At 53.2% G+C, this 3110-nt stretch carries 2 rRNA genes; both read right to left on the reverse strand.

Annotated elements, in window-relative coordinates:
• Positions 1-48 precede the first annotated feature (48 nt).
• A 5S ribosomal RNA gene (rrf, locus tag BQ7483_RS00075) occupies positions 49-159 on the reverse strand.
• Positions 160-230: 71 nt separating this feature from the next.
• Positions 231-3110, reverse strand: a 23S ribosomal RNA gene (locus BQ7483_RS00080).

Raw genomic sequence — 3110 nt, forward strand, 5'->3', positions numbered from 1 at the left:
AAACGAAAAGTCCCCCGTGACACGTTCGTCACGGAGGACTTCCACTGAAGACGGCGGCTACCTACTCTCCCACTGTTGCGCAGTACCATCGGCGTGACCGGGCTTAACTTCTCTGTTCGGAATGGGAAGAGGTGGAACCCCGGTGCTATAGCCACCTCAATAAGGTTGGCATGAAGGAAGAAAAAGCAATGCAAAAGCTGCAGGAATGTGCCGTCCCATAGGGACGAGGCGGAATAAAGCGGACGGGCAATTAGTAACGCTCGGCTTTGACGTCACCGTCTTTACACCTGCGTCCTATCAACGTCATCGTCTTTGACGACCCTGAGAAATCTAATCTTGTGGCCGGCTTCGCACTTAGATGCTTTCAGCGCTTATCCGATCCCGACTTGGATACCCGGCGATGCACCTGGCGGCACAACCGGCAAACCAGAGGTCAGTCCAACACGGTCCTCTCGTACTAGTGTCAGAGCCACGCAAATTTCATGCGCCCACGATAGATAGAGACCGAACTGTCTCACGACGTTCTGAACCCAGCTCGCGTGCCACTTTAATGGGCGAACAGCCCAACCCTTGGGACCTTCTCCAGCCCCAGGATGTGACGAGCCGACATCGAGGTGCCAAACCCCTCCGTCGATATGAGCTCTTGGGAGGGATCAGCCTGTTATCCCCGGAGTACCTTTTATCCTTTGAGCGATGTCCTTTCCATACAGAAACACCGGATCACTATGCTCTAGTTTCCTACCTGATCGACTTGTATGTCTCCCAGTCAAGCGCCCTTATGCCATTACACTCTGCGGACGGTTACCAATCGTCCTGAGGGCACCTTTAGAAGCCTCCGTTACGCTTTTGGAGGCGACCACCCCAGTCAAACTACCCACCAAACAGTGTCCTCCCAGCCGGGAGTTAGAACTCAAACAACCGAAGGGCCGTATTTCAACGGCGGCTCCACGATGACTGGCGTCACCGCTTCAAAGCCTCCGGCCTATCCTACACATCGTCTGCCCAAATTCAATGTTAAGCTATAGTAAAGGTTCACGGGGTCTTTTCGTCCCATCGCGGGTAATCGGCATCTTCACCGATACTACAATTTCACTGAGCTCACGGTTGAGACAGCGTCCGGATCATTACACCATTCGTGCAGGTCGGAACTTACCCGACAAGGAATTTCGCTACCTTAGGACCGTTATAGTTACGGCCGCCGTTTACTGGGGCTTCAATTCAACGCTTCTCTTGCGATGACGTCTCCTCTTAACCTTCCAGCACCGGGCAGGTGTCAGGCTGTATACTTCATCTTTCAATTTTGCACAGCCCTGTGTTTTTGTTAAACAGTTGCCTGGACCTATTCTCTGCGCCTCCCCCGGAGGGGAGGACCCTTTATCCCGAAGTTACAGGGTCAGTTTGCCTAGTTCCTTAACCGTGATTCACTCAAGCGCCTCAGTATATTCAACCCGACTACGTGTGTCCGTTTGCGGTACGGGTACCAACATGATTAAGTTTAGCGGATTTTCTTGGAAGTATGATTACGCGCGCTGTTGGATTGTCCCGAAGGACGCTCCATACTCTCAGGTTCGGCTCCGGCACCGGATTTGCCTGGCACCGTCAACACCTACACCCTTCAACCGGCTATTCCGTCAGCCGGCGGCGCTGTCACGACTCCGTCCCCACGTCACTCATGTCGGTAGTACCGGAATATTAACCGGTTCTGCCATCGGCCTCGCCGTTCGGCTGAGCCTTAGGACCCGACTTACCCTGATCCGATTAGCGTTGATCAGGAAACCTTAGTCTTGCGGCGGGCAGGTTTCTCGCCTGCCTTATCGTTACTTATACCTACATTTGCTTTTCCACACGCTCCAGTATACCTCGCGGTACGCCTTCGACGCGGAGTGGAATGCTCCCCTACCAATCATTGCTGATTCCAGAGCTTCGGTAGAATACTTATGCCCGATTATTATCCATGCCAAACTCCTCGACTAGTGAGCTGTTACGCACTCTTTAAATGAATGGCTGCTTCCAAGCCAACATCCTAGCTGTCTTAGCAATCTGACTTCGTTAGTTCAACTTAGTATTCATTTCGGGACCTTAGCTGCTGGTCCGGATTGTTCTCCTCTCGGACATGGACCTTAGCACCCATGCCCTCACTCCTGACATAGAACTGACGCGCATTCGGAGTTTGTCAAGACTTGATAGGCGGTGAAGCCCTCGCATCTTATCAGTCGCTCTACCTCACGTCAGTATAAGTCAAGGCTGCACCTAAATGCATTTCGGGGAGTACGAGCTATCTCCAAGTTTGATTAGCCTTTCACCCCCACCCTCAGCTCATCCAGAAGCTTTTCAACGCTTATTGGTTCGGCCCTCCAGATGGTGTTACCCATCCTTCAGCCTGGCCAAGGGTAGATCACTTGGTTTCGCGTCTGCTCCTTCCGACTGTACGCCCTCTTCAGACTCGCTTTCGCTTCGGCTCCGGAAGTACTCTTCCTTAACCTTGCCGGAAAAAGCAACTCGTAGGTTCATTATGCAAAAGGCACGCCGTCACTCTTGCGAGCTCCGACCGCTTGTAGGCACACGGTTTCAGGTACTATTTCACTCTTCTGTTCGAAGTGCTTTTCACCTTTCCCTCACGGTACTGGTCCACTATCGGTCTCTCGGGAGTATTTAGCCTTACCGGATGGTCCCGGCAGATTCACGCAGAATTCCTCGTGCTCCGCGCTACTCAGGATACCGCTATGCTTCGTCTCGCTTCGTGTACGGGCCTGTCACCCTCTACGGACCCACTTTCCAGAGGGTTCCACTCACGAGATTTCTTGCAACGGCGCGGTCCTACAACCCCACATGCGCCGTAACGCAGGTGGTTTGGGCTCTTCCCCGTTCGCTCGCCACTACTGGGGGAATCATTGTTTATTTTCTCTTCCTGCAGGTACTAAGATGTTTCAGTTCCCTGCGTTAGCCTCCCGCCTTGCGGGATGGTGTCCCTTCAGGACACCGGGTTGTCCCATTCGGAAATCCGCGGATCAAGGGTCATTTGCACCTCCCCGCAGCTTATCGCAGCTTATCACGTCCTTCGTCGCCTCCGAGAGCCAAGGCATCCGCCATGTGCCCTTTCTTGCTTTTTT

The sequence above is a fragment of the Mediterranea massiliensis genome (assembly GCF_900128475.1).
Taxonomy (GTDB): domain Bacteria; phylum Bacteroidota; class Bacteroidia; order Bacteroidales; family Bacteroidaceae; genus Bacteroides; species Bacteroides massiliensis_E.